This is a genomic window from Methanobrevibacter ruminantium (assembly GCF_016294135.1).
GTDB lineage: Archaea > Methanobacteriota > Methanobacteria > Methanobacteriales > Methanobacteriaceae > Methanobrevibacter > Methanobrevibacter ruminantium_A.
On sequence record NZ_JAEDCO010000001.1, the window covers coordinates 65,172 to 86,741 of the forward strand.

Annotated in this window: 21 protein-coding genes; 10 read left to right on the forward strand and 11 right to left on the reverse strand. The window is 32.8% G+C overall.

The features are described 5' to 3' along the window. Positions 1-386: 386 nt before the first annotated feature. The 4 genes from polC to VW161_RS00300 form a co-directional block, all read right to left on the reverse strand. Complete coding sequence (polC, locus tag VW161_RS00285) at positions 387-3,800, reverse strand: DNA polymerase II large subunit (protein WP_304086758.1); 3,414 nt, start codon at positions 3,798-3,800, stop codon at positions 387-389. Positions 3,801-4,147: 347 nt separating this feature from the next. After that, positions 4,148-4,309 (reverse strand): preprotein translocase subunit Sec61beta, encoded by a 162-nt coding sequence (locus tag VW161_RS00290; RefSeq protein ID WP_304086755.1) that lies wholly within the window; start codon positions 4,307-4,309, stop codon positions 4,148-4,150. A gap of 201 nt (positions 4,310-4,510) precedes the next feature. Next, a complete protein-coding gene (locus tag VW161_RS00295; protein ID WP_304094580.1) occupies positions 4,511-5,116 on the reverse strand; it encodes a site-2 protease family protein in 606 nt (201 codons plus the stop codon). 120 nt (positions 5,117-5,236) lie between these two features. Next, entirely contained in the window at positions 5,237-6,040 is an 804-nt protein-coding gene (locus VW161_RS00300) for a CPBP family intramembrane glutamic endopeptidase (protein ID WP_325192626.1), read from the reverse strand. Positions 6,041-6,166: 126 nt separating this feature from the next. On the opposite strand from VW161_RS00300, the gene VW161_RS00305 reads away from it, so the two are divergent. Further along, a complete protein-coding gene (locus tag VW161_RS00305; protein ID WP_304102292.1) occupies positions 6,167-6,550 on the forward strand; it encodes a hypothetical protein in 384 nt (127 codons plus the stop codon). A gap of 78 nt (positions 6,551-6,628) precedes the next feature. On the opposite strand, the gene VW161_RS00310 is transcribed toward VW161_RS00305, so the two are convergent. The 6 genes from VW161_RS00310 to VW161_RS00335 all read right to left on the reverse strand — a co-directional run bounded on the left by VW161_RS00310 (position 6,629) and on the right by VW161_RS00335 (position 11,511). After that, positions 6,629-7,438 (reverse strand): hypothetical protein, encoded by an 810-nt coding sequence (locus VW161_RS00310; protein ID WP_304102289.1) that lies wholly within the window; start codon positions 7,436-7,438, stop codon positions 6,629-6,631. Between the two features lie 58 nt (positions 7,439-7,496). After that, the gene (locus tag VW161_RS00315; RefSeq protein ID WP_304102286.1) at positions 7,497-8,360 is read right to left on the reverse strand and encodes a DUF4013 domain-containing protein; all 864 of its coding nucleotides are present in this window, start codon (positions 8,358-8,360) and stop codon (positions 7,497-7,499) included. 145 nt (positions 8,361-8,505) lie between these two features. Further along, positions 8,506-9,240: a DUF4013 domain-containing protein gene (locus VW161_RS00320; RefSeq protein ID WP_304102283.1), complete on the reverse strand. Its 735-nt coding sequence runs from the start codon at positions 9,238-9,240 to the stop codon at positions 8,506-8,508. A gap of 66 nt (positions 9,241-9,306) precedes the next feature. Beyond that, complete coding sequence (locus VW161_RS00325; RefSeq protein ID WP_304093557.1) at positions 9,307-9,549, reverse strand: helix-turn-helix transcriptional regulator; 243 nt, start codon at positions 9,547-9,549, stop codon at positions 9,307-9,309. A gap of 259 nt (positions 9,550-9,808) precedes the next feature. Then, positions 9,809-10,609, reverse strand: a complete 801-nt coding sequence (locus tag VW161_RS00330; protein WP_325192627.1) for a CPBP family intramembrane glutamic endopeptidase — start codon at positions 10,607-10,609, stop codon at positions 9,809-9,811. Positions 10,610-10,704: 95 nt separating this feature from the next. Beyond that, positions 10,705-11,511 (reverse strand): CPBP family intramembrane glutamic endopeptidase, encoded by an 807-nt coding sequence (locus VW161_RS00335; RefSeq protein ID WP_325192628.1) that lies wholly within the window; start codon positions 11,509-11,511, stop codon positions 10,705-10,707. 292 nt (positions 11,512-11,803) lie between these two features. Here VW161_RS00335 and purB point away from each other — a divergent pair, with 292 nt between their 5' ends. Continuing rightward, positions 11,804-13,153 (forward strand): adenylosuccinate lyase, encoded by a 1,350-nt coding sequence (gene purB, locus VW161_RS00340; protein WP_292786409.1) that lies wholly within the window; start codon positions 11,804-11,806, stop codon positions 13,151-13,153. Positions 13,154-13,315: 162 nt separating this feature from the next. Then, complete coding sequence (locus tag VW161_RS00345; protein WP_304086726.1) at positions 13,316-13,789, forward strand: pyridoxamine 5'-phosphate oxidase family protein; 474 nt, start codon at positions 13,316-13,318, stop codon at positions 13,787-13,789. Positions 13,790-13,794: 5 nt separating this feature from the next. Here the strand turns inward: VW161_RS00345 and VW161_RS00350 are convergent, their stop codons facing one another. Beyond that, positions 13,795-14,508: a tRNA threonylcarbamoyladenosine dehydratase gene (locus VW161_RS00350; RefSeq protein ID WP_325192629.1), complete on the reverse strand. Its 714-nt coding sequence runs from the start codon at positions 14,506-14,508 to the stop codon at positions 13,795-13,797. A 124-nt stretch (positions 14,509-14,632) separates the two neighbouring features. Between VW161_RS00350 and VW161_RS00355 the strand changes: the two genes are divergently transcribed. From VW161_RS00355 to VW161_RS00385, 7 genes are all read left to right on the forward strand, one after another. Beyond that, a complete protein-coding gene (locus VW161_RS00355; RefSeq protein ID WP_304086719.1) occupies positions 14,633-15,385 on the forward strand; it encodes a TatD family hydrolase in 753 nt (250 codons plus the stop codon). 152 nt (positions 15,386-15,537) lie between these two features. After that, entirely contained in the window at positions 15,538-16,878 is a 1,341-nt protein-coding gene (locus VW161_RS00360; protein WP_325192630.1) for a GNAT family N-acetyltransferase, read from the forward strand. 21 nt (positions 16,879-16,899) lie between these two features. Next, positions 16,900-17,637: an NAD(P)H-dependent oxidoreductase gene (locus VW161_RS00365; protein WP_304086713.1), complete on the forward strand. Its 738-nt coding sequence runs from the start codon at positions 16,900-16,902 to the stop codon at positions 17,635-17,637. A gap of 92 nt (positions 17,638-17,729) precedes the next feature. Further along, the gene (locus VW161_RS00370) at positions 17,730-18,839 is read left to right on the forward strand and encodes an acyltransferase (protein WP_304086712.1); all 1,110 of its coding nucleotides are present in this window, start codon (positions 17,730-17,732) and stop codon (positions 18,837-18,839) included. Positions 18,840-18,893: 54 nt separating this feature from the next. Then, positions 18,894-19,589 (forward strand): uracil-DNA glycosylase, encoded by a 696-nt coding sequence (ung, locus tag VW161_RS00375; RefSeq protein WP_304086709.1) that lies wholly within the window; start codon positions 18,894-18,896, stop codon positions 19,587-19,589. Positions 19,590-19,701: 112 nt separating this feature from the next. After that, on the forward strand, positions 19,702-20,148 hold the full coding sequence (locus VW161_RS00380; RefSeq protein WP_304086706.1) for a MarR family winged helix-turn-helix transcriptional regulator: 447 nt from the start codon (positions 19,702-19,704) through the stop codon (positions 20,146-20,148). A gap of 28 nt (positions 20,149-20,176) precedes the next feature. Further along, on the forward strand, positions 20,177-21,541 hold the full coding sequence (locus VW161_RS00385) for an MATE family efflux transporter (protein ID WP_304086701.1): 1,365 nt from the start codon (positions 20,177-20,179) through the stop codon (positions 21,539-21,541). The last annotated feature ends 29 nt before the right edge of the window (positions 21,542-21,570 follow it).

The window sequence follows — 21,570 nt, forward strand, 5'->3', positions numbered from 1 at the left end:
TTTAATAAAAAATCAAATAATAAATAATTAATTTAATAATTATGTAATCATGAAAATTTAGATAAAACTTTCAAAGTGATTACTAATAATTATGTACTTACATGTATAATATCCGTTAGAAATTATACGAAAGTTAGTAACTATACAAAAAGTTAGTTACTTCACGAAATAATATATGTGATAAGATGTATATAAATCATTCGTTTTGATACGAACAAAATATATTGTAATACTTATGATTGGAAAATATTTAAAACAAATTTAAAAAAATTAAAAAATTAAATAAATAAAAAATTATAGATTAAGGAATTAACATTAGTATTAAGCTTAATCAATGAAATAAGAATCCAATAGAAATCATTACCCAAATGCGAAACAAACAACAATTATTTTCCAAAGAACACATCTAATGAACTTTGTTTTGATTTATCACTTTCAAATAATGAATTGATACCAAATTCTTGAATTTCCAATCTTTGCTCAAGGTAGTGAGATACAGGATATCTGTTTACAAGGTTCTGTGAAATTTCAAGATACTTGACTACAGATCCCTTGGATACGCTTAAAATCAGGTCTCCACCACATTTACATTTACCGGTTAAAGGCATTCTTCTATACTTTGCACCGCATTTAGGACATCTAACCTTCTGCTTGGAGAAAGCTCTTGAATTTCCCATAATGTCCGGCAAGAAGTGAGAGGACAATACTCCTTCTACAACTCCCCTTTGGTCAACTGCCCTAATGAGTTCAGCCAAATTGATTTGAGCTTCCACTTTCTCCTTCATGGAACCTAAACGTTTGTATAAGCAAACTTTTGGCCCTGCATGAATGCTTGAAGTATGGTGTGAAAACATCAAGTCATGATACTGCCTGTCAGTACCTAAATGCTTAGCAACATTATCCACCAAATCCAACATATCTGCAGGTTTTAAAGGTTCCTGAGATCTTTCAAAGAATTCCAATGGGAATCTTTCAAATATGTCAAGGTTATGTGATTCATCATCAATCTCCTCGGGATCTATACGGGTGGATAAAACCAAAGGAGCATCCATACTTCCTCCACGAGTGCTTGGCAAGTATGATTTTGAGAAATTGATCAATGCATCCAACAGCAATAGCACGGAATCCTCATCACTGTCACAGTTTCTCCTTTTTGCAGAATGGAAATAAGGGTGTGCATAACATCCTAATGCCTTGGTGAATCCGACTATACGGCCCAATACTCCTGCAGATGTGTGTGGAGCAAGACCTGCAATAAGATGCCCGATCAAGCCATATTTGTCCTTTACATTATAGAACCTTTCCATTCCATAATATCTCTCAAGCAAATCATCCACGAAATTAGCTACACCTACCAAATACTCACCGCAATTATCAGAAACTACAATATCCTGAACCTTAAGTTCAATGATTTGATCCTCACTGACAATGTCTTCACCATAGCAGTCTTTAGTATATCCCATTTCCAATAATTTTGGAACAGTTACTCCAATTTCTTTTGGGATGAAGTGAGTTAGTGGCAAGTCAGTGGAGTCATGACGAATAGTTCCTTCTTTAAAGGTGAACACTTCATTCTTTGCTCTTAAGATACCTTTCTCCAAAGGTTCTGGAAGCTTGTCTTCAGAGATTAAACCTATAACTCCCTTAACTTCATCAACTTTACGAACCCCTACATTATTGGAAGCTTTTGAAAGCATATGTGCCAAATTGATATCCTTTTGACCGGACTTGCCGATAACAGTAGGAGATCCACAATGTGGACAAATAGCTTGGAATGAACTTAATCTGCAATCAGGATTGGTACATTCCCTTCTTGCAAATTCGACTTTAATCTTTTTCTTTTTGGCAGCTTCTGCAACCAAACGTCTGTTTCCACCATTGTTTCCAATAGGGAAAAGCACATGAGGAGCGGGTCTCATCAATCTTTCTTTTGATTTTTCAGGACGACCAACCCTTGTACCGATATAGCATGGAGCCTTATCCTTTATCTCGAAATCTATATTCTCATTGATGATGTCAACGACTTTCATCTTGTAATACTCATCAGAGAGATACTTGGAATAGTCTCCATTTATAGTCTTAAGTAAGCTATAAGCATGATCTTTGTCAATTATTACCTTCCCATCATTAAGCTTATGGCATAAGCCCATAACTTCTAAAATTCTCTTTTGATAAGATAATTCAAGTTCTAAATCCTCTCCATTTTGATATCCATTTTCCAGATAGTCCCTTCTTGTATCTAACCACTGGCCTAAATCAACTAAATCCTTAATGGATATGTCATTGTAATAATAAGTGTATTCAGGATGCAAAGGCACATTAAACTCTTCAGTGATCTTAAATGCCTCTTCAACTGTGAATTTCTTGGTTTGCAATGAATTCAAATTGAATGCCTCTTTCTCATCATCGGTGAATGATTGATATTTTTCTGAATTTCTTATTGTTTCAATCCACCATTCTTCACACCAGCAAGCACCTAACATTGGCTGGTTATTCCTTAGGAACTCACCAAATGCAACAAGCATGTCTCCAAGGAAAAGAATCTCAACAACTTTCCCCTTAACCTTTCTTGCATCTTCAATGGAATCCAATCTGCGGACTTCACCTGATTTTAACTTAACAGTTGGACCTTCAATTGAGTCTACAGGAACTACACAGTTACCTTTTCCAGGTCTTTCAATCTTTAGTTGTGTACCAACTGCCAAGAATTCCAATAGCTCCATTGTTGCAGGGTGAACACCCATAGTTGCAAGACCTGTGTTTCTTGAACGACCATATCTGAGTCTGAATCCTCCTTTTTCAGAAGGGTATCCTAAAACAGGCCTTCCACCAATGATATCGTGCGCATACTTTGAATGTTCAAAGAGTTCATCCTTATCAATGATATTGTCATCAATTTCCTCAACAACCTCTTCACCCTCGGATGGAGAACTCTCTTCTTCCTTAGATGAACCTACACCTTTAGCATATTCCTCTAAGAATTCCCAACTGTCCAAATTAAGTGTGTGGGCATATTTTAAAATCTTTTTGGATTTCTGGATAACACCTTCAACCATCGCAAGAAGAGCCCCACCTCTAATGTTATTGGTTTCTACACGAGGCAAGTCTCTGTGAGACACTTCCACTTGGTCTGTTGGCTCACCGCTGACTTCAACTGGAATGCTTCTTGCAGCTAATCTGACCTCTTCAGGAGTTGGAGAGTATTGCAAGTTAGTAACTTCAGATTCGTAAAGCTCAACTTCTTCCACATATCTTTCTATCTCATCATCAGTAGGCTTATAAATGTCAAGGCCCGTAGCTACACGTATCTTATCACCTAAAAGAACGGATAATGCAGCTGCAGTACCTCCTGCACTACGAATAGGACCTGCAAAGTATACCGCAACATATTTGCTTCCATCAGAATTGCTTTTGATCTTTACTCCTGAAATACCTTCCAAAGGAGCCGCTACCACCCCTTCTGTTAAAATAGCTAAAGCGGTTCTAAGTCCCTGGTCAGCAAAAGCCTGTTTTTCAGCCTCTAACTTAGCACCAGTTTCATTTGATTCCTGAGATGCAATTTCAGCAGCAATTTCAAATGCAACCTCTTCCCTAGACATATCCTTTTCCAATTCTTTGATACGCTTTGCAATGCCTTTAGGACCTACAAGCCCTTCCACTCTCTCTGCCAAGTCCTTTGCCAATGGAATTTCAGTCTCTAACTCAACATCAAACCCTTTGGATCTTGCCTCATTAGCTATCTCATAGAGCTTGAGAGTTTCACTTTCCAATCTTTCAAAATAATCCATTCCAGCATCCATTATAATCACTGATAAATAAAAATAATAATCTGACTAAAAATTTACTAATAATTTAACAAATAAGTGAAGTAATGATTTAATTTTTTCCTTATTTTTTCTCTAATATTATTATATTCCTTATCATATTTAAAAATATTAAGAGAGCATATAAAAACTAATATGAAATTGAAATATCCTGAGAAATATCATGAAAAAATATAAAAAATAGATAACGAATAATTTAAAAAAAAATAGAATTAAATCAAAGTAAATCTAGTGAATAAAAGTAAATAAATTAAAAAAAGAAACTAGTAGAGCAAATACTCAACTAGTGAAAAGAAGTTTAATCAAACTTTCTAAAAGTTTGTTTATACAGAGAATCTTAAGATGAAACAGAAGATTCCTAAAATTACACTAAGTGCGATGACTATTTCTGGAGCGATTTTTGGACCTACACTTTCGTCATCAAAATATCTTACTAAACCTGCCCCGCTCATAGGCATGCCGATTTTATTATCTTTTTTTGCCATAAATATCACGTTAAAATAATTGAATAAATTTGAATTTTTTTATTGAATTTTAAATTTGATTAATTAATTAAGCATCAATATACTATATCAATACACTATAATATTAATATAAATTTTATAAGTATTAACTATTTCTATCATTTCTTATATTAAAACTTTTAGTTTATAAAATTTTCAGCTAAAAATTCTAATTTAGAGGAATTATAAAAATCCTCCGAAGATTAAAACTAAAAGTGCAGCGATTGCAAATGTTATCAACCAAACAGGAACACTCCAAGCCATTACTTTAGAACCATCTAAAGGAGGTATAGGCAATAGGTTGAAAGCTGCCAAGAAGAAATTGATTCTTGTACCAAGAACGCATGTCAATCCGACAAGATATCCAGTTTCAGTATATGCGAAATCCCCAAGAGATACTAAAATAAGGAAGAAGATTAAACCTAAAATGATATTTACAATTGGTCCTGCAATGGAAATGATACCATTTGTTTTCTCTTCCATACCATTACTATAAATAACAACTGCTCCAGGAGCTGCAAATATGAATCCGAAAAATGAACTGGCCAATGCAATAATGAGTCCTGTAGGCCATAACCCATATTCGGCATAATATCCATAATGCATTGCTACAAATTTATGCCCTAATTCGTGGAAAATGAAACCTGCTCCCACTCCAATCATAACTATAGGGAAAACCAAGCCTATATTGCTGTAATCACCATTGGAGTAGAGAATGGTAAATCCTAAAGCAATCACTATAAAGGATATGATTAAATCTCTTATCTCTTTACCTGTAAATCTAAACATAACTTAAATTATATTTTATAGTCATATAAAGTTTATGATTAATATAAAAAAATAATATGAAAAATAAAAAAATTAATTTAGATTAATAAATCAAAAGACATTTCTCCTGAACAAATCATTCTATTCCATACTCTCAGGCCATTCACTGAAAATTGCCTTAAACAAGACAAAATTAGAGACAATGGCTAAAATGATTATCAAGAAAATTATTATCAAATTGGACTGAATCAAGTATTCGACTCCGCTTAATGCAAGAAGGAATGATAAGAGATTATTCAAAAAGTGAGCAAATATAGGCTCCAATATATTTTTAGACTTTATATAAAGAATTGAAACGCAAATACCGAATAGTATAGCTCCTAAAATTCCTCCAAAGTTATGGCAAATACCAAACAACACTGAAGAGATTAAAATAGCTGATGTCACATTCAATTCCTTATTGAATCTTCTTAAGAATAATCCTCTAAACAATAACTCTTCTATAATCGGAGCGAGTATAACTACAGTGAAAAGGTAAAGAACCAATATTGCAATGCCCAATGCTCTGAAATCTCCAAAAAGAGGAGAATTGAAGTGGATTATTGACAAATGGCTTAAATATCTCAATATAAAATAAACCGCTGAAACAAATAGGATATTTGCGATTACAATAAATGAAATATGACAAATATCAGAGACCTTGAATATAGAATCATACTCTTTTCTTAAAGCAGCTTTAAATGAGATTTCATCAAAATCAATTTTATTTAACTCATAAGCAAAAAAGAGCAGCATGATTCCATACAAGATGAATTTGAAAAATAAGCTCCCCAAATGAATCTTAAAGACCATCGGAATCAAGGTAAAAACTAATATAATCAATAAAAAGAAGGATAAAACCTTAATTATGGATAATTTATCTAAAAAATCATTTAATCGAATCATATTAAGTTCACCTTTCAAAAATATATAAAAAATATCTAATATTCATTTTAATTTTTAGTTTTATAATATATAAGTTTAAACGAACATATTTTTAATAAAAATAAGAAGATTTCAGGAAATCAAATCATGACAATCGACTACATTCCAGAAGAATTTGAAATCAATTACAAGCACGATTTAAATGGAACAAAATCCATTAAGCTATTGAACAATTCCCTTTTGGTAAACAATCCGAATCCAGAGCTAATTGATATAAGCAGAATAAGCAAGGATAAGTGGATCCAAATTTGGGAAGATGTTGAAAGAATAGGTCTTTGGGATCTTGAAGAGGAATATCAATCTTGCACTTTAGAGGGAGGATTCACTTGGAGTGTAAAGATCATCTACAAATCCAAAGAGCTCAATAGCTATGGAGCTAATATGGAACCTAAAATAGTCATTGGTGATAAGATTTATTCTGTTTTAGAAGAGTTATATAAGTCAATTGAAGAACTGATTGACTTGGAATAAAAATTAAAAAAAGAATAAAAAAGAAAATGAAAAAATAAAATAAAAGATTAAAAATAAAAACTAATTAAAATACTGATTTTAATTAGTAAAAGAAGCAGTTTCTGCAATTGATTTTAACAATTCCAAATCGTTACCCGCAATTACAATTACCTGATTGCCATCTGGATTTTCAATGCAAATTGCATAGTCTGCATTATCAACATTTGAAATGATATCCTCATCAAATGAAGAATTGACATCCACTGAATCTTCACCATTTGAATCATTGACATTTACACCATCAGTTGAAATGGAAACATTATCCCCATTTGGATCTGAAACAGCCAATCCTTTAGTGCTTAATGAAACAGTGCTGTTGTCATCACCAACAATCTGAATTCCTTCATCTTTAGAAACCTGCACATCAGCATCCCCAGTTGTGACATTCACATTGGAATCATCTGAAAAGATTCCAGTAGCAAAGTTCCATAAATTGTCAATACCATTTCCAATGTCAAGATTAAGGAAATCCCAATTATTTGCATCTTTGGTTTCTACAATGAAATACTTGTCATTTTCCTCTACGATAAGATCATCCTTTTTCAAATCATTAATAACATCTGAAATAATGCTTTGATCCTTAGAATCATCTTTCAAATACACAATGGTGCTTAGATTATTTGCATTGTCCCCATGATTTGCAAAGACTTCCATGTTCATAGCCATATCTCCAACATTCAAGTTAGTTGTAGCCTCTTCAGCAAAGTCACTGCCTGATGGAATATCTATTGCAAAATTAGCGCTATCTATACCATTGCTTACCAAATCAACTGCACCAACGCTTGAAACTGCTATTGCAATAACAAAGAGTGCAGATAAAACAGTTGAAATTTTTGAATCGATTTTCAATTTATCACCCATTTTACAATTATTAGTTAAATCACCCATAGTTTCTAATTTTCTTATTTTAGATAGTTTCTAATTCAGTTTTAGTTGCTTCTTTGTAAATTGATCCATAAACTCTGCTGATTGCAATGCTGACAAATGGATTGATAAGCAATGAGTTAAGAATCATATTGATTAAAGCCATTACAAATGCTGAGCCCACAATCATGCTGACAATTCCAGCAATAGCCCCGAATATGAATCCGCAGAATACGGTGATAATCATAACTGCTATAACAGTGAAGAGTAAAATTCCTATGAATCTTCCCCATCCTAAGTTCTTGATTAAGCCCAAGATTTCCTTAAATCTGAATGCAGCAGCAAATTCATCCTTATCCACCATATTGCATAATGCCATTACATTCACTAAAGAAACGAATATAGCAAATATGATAGCAAGCAATAATATGATTCCACCAATTGCATTTACAGAAGTGCCTACAGATTCGTTTACAGTTAACATCAATCCAAGGAAGAAAAGAATCATAGGCAAAATGGAATATGCCAATCCAACAACGAATGCACGAAGCCCTTTCAATAATAATCCTTTAATGTCACTGAACTCTGGAAGTTCAGATCTTCCTTCTATACCATATTTAATAACATCATAAATGTATCCTGAAGCGAATACCATCAATACAAATGTTACAATCCAGGACAAGACAATCAAAGCCAAGCTGCTTGGAGGAAGAGCGGATAGTGCTGCTTGAACTGAATCAACCGGAGCTAAGTTCGCTAAAATCCTCATATTGTCAAAGACCAAATATTCCATTGCCAATGAGACAAGACTTGAAACAAGGAATATGATACCTAAAGTCAAGACCTTTTTTCCATCATTAAAAGGATATTTCAATCCTTCTTTAACTACATCAGTAATACTAGCCATAAAATCACCAATAAAGAAAATAATAAAATATAATTAATAATAATTAATTTTAATTCTTAATGTTAATTCTTAATGTAAATTCTTAATGTAAATTCTTAATGTTTATTCTTAATGTTTATTCTTAATTTTAATGATTTTTAATTATCTAATTGAGATTGTATAACAATCCGCTTACTCTTGATTGCATTATCATGGTGTAAGGACCTACAATAAACAACATTACGAAGTAAGCTATAAAGAATCCTGCAACAAATATTCCACCAGCTGCCATATCAAATCCTAAAGTTCCGGTAAATATCCCGAAGAATCCGAATACGAATAAGATCAAGAGGAAAACAACTGCATAAATTGCTACACAAATAATGATTAAACCAATGTAAGCTCCTAAGCTTCTTGTAACTCCAACAGATTTGATGATTTCAATTATTTCCTTATAATCAAACGCTTTAGATAAGGAATCGCCATTATTTGCCATATGTGCCACTCCAAACATGCTCATAATGTAAGCGAATAAGATTAGCACAACAGTGATAACAGACCCTATTGCCATTAATGCAGATTCACCATATCCTCCGATTGAGCTGGATACTGCTGCAAACAAGATGAATACTATAAATGGAACTATCAAGTAAATCAGATAGACCAGAACCACCTTTATACCGTCTACAAACATGTCAATGATGTTATCAAATGCAGGCAATGGATCATTTCCATTGATCATACCTTCTACAGAGATTTTAGTAACTCTGTATGAATAACCGTAAATCAAGAACATTGGAAGCAAAAGGAAACTTAAGAAGTATGTTACTCCCAATACCAATAAAGTCTTTAAGTCTTTAGCAGAATATTCTAAAGAATCCTTATAAATATCTAATATCATCTTTTTAACCCCTTTAACAAGTAATAATAAAAAAATTTAAATCAAAGCTTTCAAACTTTGAAACGTTTAATTTTTAAAGTCGTCATCACTAAATTTAAAAACATCCTCTATGCTCAAATAGGAATCCCTATCTTCACCATAAGTGGCTTCATTCAAGATTCTTGTTATTTTATATGCTAAAAGCAAAGAGGGATTATACCGTCCGTTTTCCAAGGCATTGATTGTTTGACGAGTTACGCCAACAGATTCCGCTAAATCCTGTTGACTTAACTTAATCTCCTGCCTCAAATATCTTATAATTGTTTTCATATGATCACTTAAACAATATCTGATTAATATAGAAACATAAACATGTAACAAATACATTCCAAATGTAATAAATAAATTCCAAATGTAAAAATTATTTTACATTCCTATATGTAAAAATTATTTTACATCATATATAAATGTTTCTATGAAAATAGTCAAAAATTGGAAGAGGGTTTACGAAACAAACAACAGAAGAAAGAAAAAGATAAAAAGATAAAAAAAGTATATGAATTAATGCAAAAACATGTGAAAAAACAATCTAAGCCCTTAATCGCTTCATCTCTTCAACGATGTAAACTAATATTAAAAGTCCTGAAACTATAGAAAGCAACAATGTGATAGGTGCAACCGGCATTTGGAATAGGAAAGCGTCTGCATTGCCAACTTCAAGAAGTACAGCCACCAGATTATTTAAGAAGTGGATTGACATTGTCATAAGGATATTGTCTGTTTTTAAATAGATTATGCACATGCAGATTCCAAAGAGAAATGCACTGGTTATTCCACCGAATTCATGTCCAATAGCAAAGAGGGCTGAAGATATGATCATAGCAGCTATTATGCCAGTTCTTATTTTGAGTCTGTTGAATAAAACTCCCCTAAAGAACAATTCTTCAATAATAGGTGCAAGTATGACTGAAGAAATCACATCAAGAATGAAGGATATTGGATCAAAAGGTGTTGGAGTGAAATCCAACAAGGGCTCCATATCAGGATATACTGAACCGTAAAGTATGTCAAAATTTGCAAAGAATGCCACTATCAGGAATACAAATAAAAGATTTATTAGGAATATATAGAATATCTCTCTACGATTATCCCTTTCAAAAAGCTTTGAAAAGTCATCACTTAAGCCATGAGTGCCTCTTAAGGCCCAAATGAAGAACAAGAGAACAAAAATGAAAAGAGGCATGATCATTAAATTATCATTTTTCCCTAATGAAGGAAATATTCCAATTAGAACTACATTTAAGATAAATCCTATTGCAATAGCTAAAACTGCCTCCCTTAACCTGATTGTTCTAAGCCTTACATTAAAGTCAGTAACATTAAAGTCCATTTTATGCACCTAAGATCTAAAAATCATTTTGAATAAGTGTTTTAATATTACATACTACCCTTAATAAACTTTTTCCATTAATTTTAAATATGCTCTTATTTCATCTTATAAGTGAAATAAATAATATAAACTGGAATAAATATCAATGATGAAATAAGGAGCAAACCCATTAATGAACTGAATTCTCCACCTAAAATCAAATATTGCAATGGAGTGTACACAAGGAGATATGATAAAAGATTATATGCAGAATGCACAACCATATTCAACAGCAAATTGTCTGTTCTTGAATACAAAATGCATAGAGTCATTCCCATTATGCAAGTATAGATAACATGTGAAATATGATCAGGGTAATTCAAATGACACAATCCAAAAATGACTGAAGAAACAACTAAACCAAAGACAAACCCTTTCCTGATTTTCAGTCTATTGAATAAAACTCCCCTAAAGAACAGCTCTTCAGAAATTGGTGCAATGATAATTGCTGAAAACATCTCAAAAATGAAAATCAATGGATCAGTTGTTCCAGTAACCACATCCAATAAAGGCAGGGAAATTGAATTGACCATATTTAAAAGGGAATCCAAAGGGAAGAACATGGTTTGAATGAAAATTGCCACAAACATGTTTGAAACGGCTAAAATCAAAACCCTTAGAATGCTACTGGCTTTAAACAAGTCATTAACATTCTTATTGAATCCTGTTGTACCATATGTGGCAATCAAAAAGAATACCATCATAAAGCAGAAGAAAAGGACATATTCCAATTCTGCAGAAGAAATATTAAAATATCCCTCAACAAATCCGGTCAAGAAAAAAGAAATGACTACTGCAATGATTATTTCCCAAAGTTTAATTGTTCGCAGTCTTACATTGAAATCTTTAACACTAAAATCCATACATATCACCCTATAAAGAAATAATAGTTAATAATTATTTTAGAAAATTAACTTTTAAATTATTAATCGTTAATATTAATTCTCTAAATAATAATTTATTATGGTTATTAATAAATCTTTATAAATTAATTGAAAAAATCATATGAAAATCAATAAAATATATTTAATCAAAAATTCAAAAATAGATATGTATTTTAAAAAAAAATATAATATAATATTTAATTTAAAAATTATATTTAATTTAAAAAAATTACATCTAATCAAAATTATCTACAATTAAAGGAGAGTTTAAATGGCAATACATCCAATAGAATTTAGATATGGAACTCCAGAAATGAAAAGAATCTGGGAACAAGAAAACAAGCAGCAAAGAATGTTAGATATTGAATCTGCATTGGCTCAAGCTGAAGGAGAGCTTGGTATCATACCAAAGGAATTTGCAGATGAAATCAAGGCAAAAGCAAATACCAAATTTGTTACCGTAGAACGTGTAAGTGAAATTGAAGCAGAAACCAAACACGATATCGCTTCCCTTTCAAAAGGATTAAGTGAAGTATGCGAAGGAGAAGCAGGAGAATATGTTCATTTTGGAGCAACCTCCAATGATATTGTAGACAGTTCAAACTCATTGCTTTTAAAGGATTCAATTGAAGTATTGGAAGAGAAAATCGAAAGATTAACTAAAATTATTCTTAAATTAGCTGAAGAGAACAAGATGAAAGTCTGCATTGGCCGTACCCATGGTCAACATGCACTTCCAACCACTTATGGTATGAAATTTGCAATCTGGGCAGATGAATTGCACAGGCAATACGACAGATTATTGCATGCAAAGGAAAATGTCTGTCTTGGTATGATGGACGGTGCTGTAGGAACCACCGCTGCACTTGGAACCCAAGGTTGGGAAGTTCATAAGAAAGTATCTGAAATTCTTGGACTCAAACCTGCTCCAATCACTAACCAAGTATTGCAAAGGGACAATCATGTTGAATTCGTAGCAACCCTTGCTAACATTGCAACTACCTTAAGCAAAATAGCTCTTGAGGTTAGAAACTTGCAAAGAACTGAAATTCAAGAGTTAGGAGAATTCTTCGACCCTGAAAAGCAAGTTGGAAGTAGTACCATGCCGCATAAGATGAACCCAATTACTGCAGAACGTATTTGTGGTGTTGCAAGAATCGTGAAATCATATGTAAATGCAGCAATGGAAAACAACCCACTCTGGCACGAAAGGGACTTGACTAACTCTTCCTGTGAAAGAATCATGTTCCCTGAAGCTTGTATTCTAACTGATTACATTCTCAACTTAACAATCAAGTTAATGAACAATCTCATCTTCTATGATGAAAACATTGAAAGAAACCTCAATTTCACAAATGGATTGATCATGGCAGAAAGATTGATGGCAGAACTTACCAGAGCAGGAATGGGTAAGCAAACCGCTTATGGAGTAGCAAGAAAGAACGCCATCAAAGCAAACAAGGAAAAATTGCTACTTGCAGACCTAATCCTTGAAGATCCTGATGCAAGCCAATTCTTAACAAAAGAAGATGTTGAAAGAATCATGGATCCTCATACCTACATTGGTTCTGCACCAATAATCGTTGATGAGATTATAGAATCATCTAAAGACTGGTTTTAATTAACCAGTTACTTTTTTTCTTTTTTAATTTTACAATTTTACTTATTTTTTTCTATTTTTCTATTTTTCTAGTTCCTATTTTTTACTATTTCTAAATATTTTATTTTAAAAAAAATATTCTTTTAATTAACTATTTTTATAAGTAAATCTAAACTATTAAATATGTTTAGAGAAATGAGAAGAAAGAAACAGGCATTAAGTGAAGAGGAATGCATAGAAATTTTAATTAACGAACCTCGTGGTGTCTTAGCAGTGCTTGGAGATGACGATTATCCTTATGCTGTACCATTAAGTCATGTTTATGTAGATGGAAAGATATACTTCCATGGAACTATAAAGGAAAGCCATAAAAGAGATGCAATCGAAAAGCATGATAAGGTATCCTATTGCGTGATGAATAAAGGCATAAAAGCAGAGGATGACTGGTGGTACACATTCAAAAGCGTGATTGTCTTTGGAAAAATGAGAACAATCAAGGACAAAGATACAAAAATAGAAAAATTGACTCATTTAGGAAACAAGTTCTTCCCAAGTGAAGAAGAGACCAAGTCAGAAATAGACAAGCTTTTGGATGTTACAGAACTTTATGAAATCACAATAGAGCATATGAGTGGAAAGATAGTTGAAGAAAAATAATTAAATCATCTGATGGCAATATCCTTTATTACCTCACCAGCAATCATTAATCCTGCTACAGGGGGCATAAAGGAAACACTGCCCTTGACTTTATGCTTCTTTTCATTTTGATTTATTTCACAATCATTTGTGTTTATAGGATGTTCCTTTGAATACAATACCTTTAACTTCTTTATATTTCTCTTTTTCAAATCTTTTTTCATTATTCTAGCAAGCGGACAATAGGAAGTCTTGTAAATGTCATCTATTTCAAAACTTGTAGGATCCAACTTGTTTCCAGTTCCCATACAGGACATGAGTGGAACATCAATTTCATTGGATTTGCATATGATTGCAATCTTTGCCATTATAGTGTCAACACAGTCAACGACATATGACAAATCCTCTGTAATGACATCAGATTCGCTATCAGCCAAGTAGAACTCATTATAAATTTCAACATTGGCTTCAGGATTGATATCCAAGATTCTCTCTTTCATGACATCAACCTTGTTTCTGCCGATTGTTTTTGTTGTAGCTATTATCTGCCTGTTGATATTGCTCTCATCAACCTTATCGAAATCCACCAGAACAAAATTGCCTACTCCGCTTCTTGCAAGTCCTTCACAAACGAAGGAACCGACACCACCAAGGCCAAAAACAGCTACCTTGGCATTCTTTAGTTTTTCCATCCCTTCCTTTCCAATTAACATTTCTGTTCTTAAAAACTTCTCATCCATCCAGGTTCACCAAAAATTTAAATTAATTTAATTGATTATATAATAATTGAGGTTAAAAGAATAAAAACTTAATGCAATAATTTTCTAATCAACAGAAAAAATAATCTCTTATGTGAGGAATTTAATGATCATCGATACACATTGCCATATTTACAATAGTGAAATGGAAAATGCAGAGGAAATAATAAAAGAGGCTCAAAAGAACAATATTATCTTAATATTGAATGGCACTGACCTTGAAAGCAATGAAGAAGCATTGAAATTGTCAGAAGATTATGAGAATGTCTATGCCGCTTTAGGATACTTTTACACTCTTGCAGATGAAATCACAGATGAAGACATTGCGATATTGGATAATCAACTAGAAAAGGATAAGGTCATCGCTGTAGGGGAAATAGGCCTTGATTATTACAAAGGAAAAGAAAATAAGGATAAGCAAATTGAACTCTTTGAAAAAATGCTTAACTTGGCCGAAAAACATGAACTTCCTATAATTGTCCATTCCAGAAAGGCAATGCAAGATACATATGACATCTTGAAAAAGCACAATGTAGTAGGATCCATGCATTCCTATCAAGGTTCCTGTGAAATGGCTGTGGAATTCATCAAATTAGGTTTCTATATAGGAGTTGGCGGAACAGTCACTTATAAAAACAACAAGAAAGCAAGAAAAATGCTGAATAAGATAGGCATTGGCCATGTGCTTCTTGAAACAGATTCACCATATTTACCTCCAGAAGAAAAAAGAGGGGAAATGAATACACCACTGAACATAAAATACGTCATTAAAAAAATAGCTGAAGAATTGGATATTGAAGAGTCTGAAGTTATTGAAATAACTGCAGAAAATGCAAAAAAGCTATTTGAAATCACCTGATCCATAATCTTTTTTAAAATTATACTAACAATCGTTAGTTTTATATATCAATGCCAACATAATAAAATACAATCTTAACTAACAAATGTTAGTTTTATGATTTATTTTTAATTTCATTTTAATAATTTCATTTTAATAAAAAAGATGATAATATGGCTAAAAAGAATACAAAAGAAAAGATATTTGATGTTTCCATTGACTTATTCTCACAATATGGATATGATGGGGTTTCTATACGGCAAATAGCTAAGGAAGTTGGAATAAAGGAAAGCTCCATTTATAATCACTATCAAAGCAAGGAATCAATATTAGAATCCATATTAAGCTATTACATTAACGAAATGCTAAAGGAAGAGGCTCCTGTAATGCAACCTAAGGAAAATCTGAATATGGATTTTGACCATTTCTATAAGGAAGGAATCGATAGATTCATCTCAAAACTCTCTGAAGAGAAGATGATGAAGATTACAAGGATATTCCTGGTTGAATCCTATCATAACGAAAAGATAAAGAAATTTGTAAAGGAAGCAATTATAGGGTATGCAATCAATGGCTGGGAAGACCTCTTTAATCTAATGAAAGAAATGAACTTCATCAAGAAGGATGCTGACATAAAACAACTTGCAGAATCATTCTATTACTATGGATTATTCCTATTGTACGAACACTTCATAATAAATTATCCAGAAGATGATGAGAAATTCCTAATTGATTTCAAAAGAAGAACAACAAATCATATGAAAATACTCTTCAATTCCGTAAAGATTGATGCTAAAGATAAGGGCAAGGATTATGATTTAAAAAATAGGGAAAATGATGAATCCTACAATAAAACAATCAGATTGGAAGAGGAAAAGGACTATCTAAAAGTTGAAAATCTTGTAAGAGATGCCTTTTGGAACGTTTATCGCCCAGGAGCTTATGAGCATTATATAGTCCATAACTTAAGAGATGATTCAAGTTTCATAAAGGACTTGGCATACATAATAGAGGAAAATGATGAAATCATCGGCCATATAAACTATTCAAACGGCAGATTGAATCTTTATAAGGAAAATAGATATGGAGTGGACATTAAAGTCAGTGAAGGAAGTGGAAAGGCAACTGTCCTTGGACCAATAGCTATCGATTCGGAATATCAAAGCAATGGCTATGGATCAAAATTAATAAGACATACATTAAAGCTCGCAGAAGATATGAACATCCCATTTATCTTTGTAATAGGTGATGAGGAATACTACAGCAGATTCGGTTTCGAAAGTGCATCAAAATACAATATTTACCTTGAAGAAACAGACACTGAAGATGAAAATCCATTTTTCATGATAAAAATATTGAATGGAAATGAGAATACTTTAAAGAATCGGGATTATGATAAGGGAATATTCTACAATCCAGAAGTATTTGATGTTGATGAGAAGAGGGTAGATGAATTTGATGAAAACTTTGAATATAAGGAAAAGAAGGTTCTTGAAGGACAATTAGACATATAAAATTATTTTAAAGGTGTTATGATGAAATACGTTATTATCAATGGATCTCCAAGAAAGAAAAATACATGGAGCATGGTTAAGCAAGCTAAAAGCAATTTAGGAGAAGACGCAGAATTTGAAGAAATTCAATTGATGAAAGCCAAACTGCCAATGTGTAATGGCTGCTTTAAATGCATTATGGAAGGTGAAGACCATTGCCCTCATAATGAGATTGTGCAAGAAATTATGGAGAAGATCAAATGGGCAGATGGATTAATAATAACAAGCCCAGTTTATGCAATGAATGTTACAGGACTCATTAAGAATTTCTTCGACCATACAGCTTACTTATATCATAGGCCAGAATTCTTTGACAAGAAAGCATTGATTGTTGTATCTACAGCAGGAGCTGGCCAAAAGGATGTTGCAAAATACATCGATGAAACCTTAAGGCATTGGGGATTCAATAAAAACTATAAGATAACTTATGCCTGTGGCGGAAAGGACGACATCAATAGGGAAGAAATAAACAAGATTTCTCAAAAGTTCCATAAGGATGTATCTTCCAAGAAACTTCATTCACCAAAACTTATGGATTTGATTTTCTACAATGTATGGAGAGCTATGGCATTAAGTGAAGACCCAATAGAAGCTGATGCTAAATACTGGGAAAACACTGGCTTGGTGAATCATGATTTTGCTCCAAATATAAACTTGGGAACATTGAAGAAGGCCTTTGCAAAAATAATGTTTTCCATACTTAAAAAAGTGATGAAATAAAATGCATAAATTGAAAGGCAGTATCATACTAGAAAATTATTAAAGTCTTTAAAAATATAAAGATTATTGAGAAAATAATTCTTGGTAATCCTATGAATCAATCTAAAAACACTGAATTATCTAAAACACCCTCAAAAAGAATATTCTATTACGATGTACTTAGAGCATTGGCAATAATTGGAATCGTATTCTGCCATGTCTCAGTTTCATACGTATCAAGAGATATAAATAGCCCTAATCTTTATATTTCTGTATTCTTCGACTGTTTTAGAGACTTTTCAATCCCTATTTTTGTAATGCTTAGTGGAGCCTTGCTCTTAGGTAAAAAAGACACTTTAATAAAATTCTTTAAAAAGAGATTATCAAGACTATTCATACCTTTCCTGTTTTGGGTATTGGTTTACATAATATTTACAAGCGCAATGAGCCATGGATTTAACCTAGACAGTGCACTTAAGATAGTCTTTGGAACAGCGGGAACACTGGGAGTTCATTTCTGGTTCGTTTGGATGATTATAATAGCTTATGTTGGAATATTCATAATAAACAAAGTGATGCAATTAGATATGAACATAAATGATTTCAATAAGAAATTCATCACAATTTTAGCAATTCTTTCTGTAATTTACATATGCTTGAGCCATTACTACATTATCAATCCATATACTCCCCAATTAACATATTACCTTTCTTTCCTTGCTTATATAATAATTGGATACTTCTTGGCAAAATGTGACTTCTTGGAAAAAAGAATTGATGGAAAATATCTTATCGCAACCACAACTTTGTTATTTATAGGATCTTACCTTTGGTACATATTCTGTTTTGTAGTTCCAAGGTCTCATTTAGTACATCAATTCGTTAGATTAAGCTATTTCAATCTATTGATACTTTTCATGTCTGCAAATGCGTTCTTGCTGTTTAAATACCTATCAAAGACCAAAGCATTCATTAGTATGGAAAATAATCAATTAGGAAATGCATTTACAACAATAAGCAATTACAGTTATGGAATTTATCTTATTCATTACTTGGTTTTATATTGCATAAAAATCAATTTAATAAAATTCATCAATTTCACTCAAGGCAGCTCATTGGTTTGGATACCTCTTTTAGTGATTCTTACAACAGCAATCAGTTTAGCAATTCTATCTATTTTAGATAAGATTCCATATTTGGATAAGGTAACTGGAAAGAAATAATAAATAAAAAATATTTGAAATTTACATAAAAATGCATATTAAAAAAGTGATTTTATGATTGGAAACAGTTGGGATAATGTTTTAGAAGAGGAATTTGAAAAGGAATACTTCCAAGAAATAAAAGAATTTGTAGAAGCAGAATACAAAACCAAAACAATCTACCCTCCAAAAGATGAAATATTCAATGCTTTCAAGCTATGTCCAATAGACAATGTGAAAGTTGTCATATTAGGCCAAGACCCCTATCATGAAGAAGGACAGGCACATGGACTTGCTTTCTCAACACCTGAAGGACATCCAATCCCAAGATCTCTAAAAAATATCTTTAAGGAAATAGAATCAGAATACGGTTATCCAATTCCAGAATCAGGATGCCTTGAATCCTGGGCAAAACAAGGAGTTTTCTTACTCAATACTGTACTCACTGTCGAAGAGGGAAATGCAAACTCACACAGCAAATGCGGATGGCAAACATTTACAGACAATGTAATAAGCATCTTAAACCAAGAGAATCATCATATCGTTTTCCTGTTATGGGGAAAACAGGCAGAGCTCAAAAGGGAATTAATTGATAATCCTAATCATTTAGTGCTCACATCATCTCATCCAAGCCCATTTTCTGCAAGAAGAGGATTCTTTGGATGCAATCATTTCAAATTAGCTAATGAATTCCTCAAAGAAAACAATTTAGAAGAAATTGATTGGAGAATCAATAACTCATCTAAGGGCCAGCAAACTCTTTTTAAATAATTTATTTTCTATTTTTAGCTTCTTTTAAAAAAATTTTAATATTCCAAATATCATTCAGTGATAAACAGTTTCTTAGGAAACATTTATATATTTCAAAATCCAACTATCAAATATGACAGCAAAGAAAATGCAGCGGGATAAATTTGATTCAATGCCTTTTATTGCACTGATACATCACATATCAAGAAATAAATTAAGATATTCCCAGAAAAACCCAAACCATATAGATATGGTTCATGAAGGCCAATATTTGATGGAAATCTATAAAAGGAAAAATTTGTCTCAGGATGACTTGGCGACTATTTTTGGTCAAAGCAAAGGAACAATAGCTAAAGCTTTAAGAAAATTGGAAGACCATGAATATGTTGAAAGAGTCATTGATGAAAATAATAGAAGAAAATACATCTTAAATATAACGAAAAAAGGAGAACAATTAGCTATTCTATTAGAAAATGATTTGAATAATTGGGAAGAACAGGTTGGAATAGACAAATTAGATGACTATGCAAAAGACCAATTAAGAGAAATAGCTAGAAAAACAGAGGAAATATTAAAATAATGATTATCATTAAAGATTGGGGATTAATATGGCAAATAAAAATGTAGAACTAATGAGAGGAGCACCGGAAATAGCAGTTAAAAAGCTTGCTATTCCAATCATGATATCCATGCTACTTACAGCATCCTACAATATCATAGATGGTATTTGGGTAGCAGGACTTGGACAGGCTGCAATAGCTGGAATCGGTTTTGTAACACCTATTTTCATGATATTGAATGGTGTGAGCGTAGGTCTTGGAAGTGGTGCTACAAGTAGTATAAGTCGTTTTGTAGGAGCTAAAAACCATGAAGGTGCCAATAAATCTGCAGCACATGCTCTTTTAATATTTTTAGTGGCTTCAATCATACTTACAGTAATCCTATTATCCGTTCAGGAACCTTTGCTTCGAACTTATGGGGCAAGCGGACAAAACCTTGCTGAAGGTATTAAATACGGAACCCCTCTATTTTTAGGCCTTATTGCATTCATGTTCGGTAACGGAGGAAGCGGTATCCTTCGTGGTGAAGGTGATATGAAAAGGGCAATGTATGCAATGATTGTCTCTGTAGTCCTTAATGCCATTCTTGACCCTATCTTCATTTATGTAATGGGCTTAGGTTCTGCAGGAGCATCCCTTGCAACAATTGTAAGTGCTCTTGGATCTGCATCAGTAATCCTGTACTGGATACTAATCAAAAAGGACACCTATGTGAATGTCAACTTAAAAGAGTTTAAATTCGACTTAAAAATAACTAAAGACATCTTGAAGGTAGGAATTCCAGCATCTATGGACATGTTCATGATGTCCCTTGCAGTAAGCTTATATCTGGTTTTCATCTCAACAATTGGAGGAGAATACGGTATTGCATCATTCACTTCAGGACAAAGGTTATACCTCTTTGCAATAATGCCTCTTACAGCAATAGGTAGTGCAGTTGCTGCTGTTTCAGGAAGCGCATATGGTGCTAAAAACGGAGATTATCTATCAAGGGCTCATTTATATGGTGTTAAATTTGGTGTAGCATTTGGAACAGCTGTTACAATAATACTTGTTGCATTTGCACCACAGCTTGCAACATTGTTTGCATACACAAAAGAAACAGCGGTTTTAGTTCCAGAGATTACAAGATTCTTGAGAATAGCTAGCCTTTGCCTTCCACTAACTGGAGCGGGAATGACTTCAAGTTTCCTCTATCAAGGAATGGGTAAGGGAACCATGAGCTTGATGTGGACAATCATCAGAGAAGTAATCTTTACAGTTACCGCAACATACACTCTCGGAATAGCATTAGGATGGGGACTCGTCGGTATTTGGACAGGCCTTGCAACAGGAAGAATCCTTGCAAGTATCTTAAACTTCTCCTTTGCAAGATATACAATCAAGAAAGTGAGAGAGGAATTCGGCACCTAATTTTCAATTTAATTAAATAACTGAGGATT

What these genes read in the sequence shown, in the direction of transcription:
- polC (WP_304086758.1), bottom strand. Translation starts at nt 3,800, where the DNA reads ATGGATGCTGGAATGGATTATTTTGAAAGATTGGAAAGTGAAACTCTC.
- VW161_RS00290 (WP_304086755.1), bottom strand. Translation starts at nt 4,309, where the DNA reads ATGGCAAAAAAAGATAATAAAATCGGCATGCCTATGAGCGGGGCAGGT.
- VW161_RS00295 (WP_304094580.1), bottom strand. Translation starts at nt 5,116, where the DNA reads ATGTTTAGATTTACAGGTAAAGAGATAAGAGATTTAATCATATCCTTT.
- VW161_RS00300 (WP_325192626.1), bottom strand. Translation starts at nt 6,040, where the DNA reads ATGATTCGATTAAATGATTTTTTAGATAAATTATCCATAATTAAGGTT.
- VW161_RS00305 (WP_304102292.1), top strand. Translation starts at nt 6,167, where the DNA reads ATGACAATCGACTACATTCCAGAAGAATTTGAAATCAATTACAAGCAC.
- VW161_RS00315 (WP_304102286.1), bottom strand. Translation starts at nt 8,360, where the DNA reads ATGGCTAGTATTACTGATGTAGTTAAAGAAGGATTGAAATATCCTTTT.
- VW161_RS00320 (WP_304102283.1), bottom strand. Translation starts at nt 9,240, where the DNA reads ATGATATTAGATATTTATAAGGATTCTTTAGAATATTCTGCTAAAGAC.
- VW161_RS00325 (WP_304093557.1), bottom strand. Translation starts at nt 9,549, where the DNA reads ATGAAAACAATTATAAGATATTTGAGGCAGGAGATTAAGTTAAGTCAA.
- VW161_RS00330 (WP_325192627.1), bottom strand. Translation starts at nt 10,609, where the DNA reads ATGGACTTTAATGTTACTGACTTTAATGTAAGGCTTAGAACAATCAGG.
- VW161_RS00335 (WP_325192628.1), bottom strand. Translation starts at nt 11,511, where the DNA reads ATGGATTTTAGTGTTAAAGATTTCAATGTAAGACTGCGAACAATTAAA.
- purB (WP_292786409.1), top strand. Translation starts at nt 11,804, where the DNA reads ATGGCAATACATCCAATAGAATTTAGATATGGAACTCCAGAAATGAAA.
- VW161_RS00345 (WP_304086726.1), top strand. Translation starts at nt 13,316, where the DNA reads ATGTTTAGAGAAATGAGAAGAAAGAAACAGGCATTAAGTGAAGAGGAA.
- VW161_RS00350 (WP_325192629.1), bottom strand. Translation starts at nt 14,508, where the DNA reads ATGGATGAGAAGTTTTTAAGAACAGAAATGTTAATTGGAAAGGAAGGG.
- VW161_RS00355 (WP_304086719.1), top strand. Translation starts at nt 14,633, where the DNA reads ATGATCATCGATACACATTGCCATATTTACAATAGTGAAATGGAAAAT.
- VW161_RS00360 (WP_325192630.1), top strand. Translation starts at nt 15,538, where the DNA reads ATGGCTAAAAAGAATACAAAAGAAAAGATATTTGATGTTTCCATTGAC.
- VW161_RS00365 (WP_304086713.1), top strand. Translation starts at nt 16,900, where the DNA reads ATGAAATACGTTATTATCAATGGATCTCCAAGAAAGAAAAATACATGG.
- VW161_RS00370 (WP_304086712.1), top strand. Translation starts at nt 17,730, where the DNA reads ATGAATCAATCTAAAAACACTGAATTATCTAAAACACCCTCAAAAAGA.
- ung (WP_304086709.1), top strand. Translation starts at nt 18,894, where the DNA reads ATGATTGGAAACAGTTGGGATAATGTTTTAGAAGAGGAATTTGAAAAG.
- VW161_RS00380 (WP_304086706.1), top strand. Translation starts at nt 19,702, where the DNA reads ATGACAGCAAAGAAAATGCAGCGGGATAAATTTGATTCAATGCCTTTT.
- VW161_RS00385 (WP_304086701.1), top strand. Translation starts at nt 20,177, where the DNA reads ATGGCAAATAAAAATGTAGAACTAATGAGAGGAGCACCGGAAATAGCA.